The sequence below is a fragment of the Thalassospira sp. MCCC 1A01428 genome, assembly GCF_002115825.1.
Classification (GTDB): Bacteria; Pseudomonadota; Alphaproteobacteria; order Rhodospirillales; family Thalassospiraceae; genus Thalassospira.
The window spans coordinates 1-488 of the sequence record NZ_JFJZ01000171.1 but is presented as its reverse complement, the minus strand read 5'-3'; the positions used below and the strand labels follow the sequence as shown (position 1 = coordinate 488).

Annotated in this window: 1 protein-coding gene; it reads left to right on the top strand. The window is 55.1% G+C overall.

The window, feature by feature from the left end; translation table 11 throughout:
• Positions 1–344 (top strand): hypothetical protein (locus THS27_RS26455; protein WP_210403043.1); only part of this gene is annotated, 344 nt, incomplete at its 5' end.
• Between the last annotated feature and the right edge of the window lie 144 nt (positions 345–488).

Here is a 488-nt window from a genome sequence, read left to right as displayed (position 1 = left end):
AGGTTTTTGATATGGGCAAGAAAGAAAACGCCGCGACCGTGACGGTCGCGGTGCTGGATAATGACGGCATTTTTTTGGGGATTGAGGAAGTCCCGGAAAGTGATGCGTTCGGGCGCGTGCAGGTGCCTTCGGATATTGATCTTAAGCCAGGTGCCTATAAATGGCAGCCGGGCGAAAATGCAGCAAATGAAGGGCGGTTTATGCCGATTGCGGTGCAGTTTCCGGGGCCTGACAAGGCGCTTTATGACACGCTCCGCACCCTGATCGAGGGCGGGGTAATGTCTGTGGTGCCGTCCAGCGTGACAAGCTGGATGGCGCTGGCAGCCAAAAAAAACGGGTGGTGATAGAGCATGGGGCAACATGATTATCAGATTTCTAACGGGTCGGGCATCGCCGTTCGCGGTGATGTGAACAATGCCCTTGCGGCCATTGTTACGCAAAATTCCGGCCCTACGGCACCGTCACCCACATATCCCTATATGTGGTGG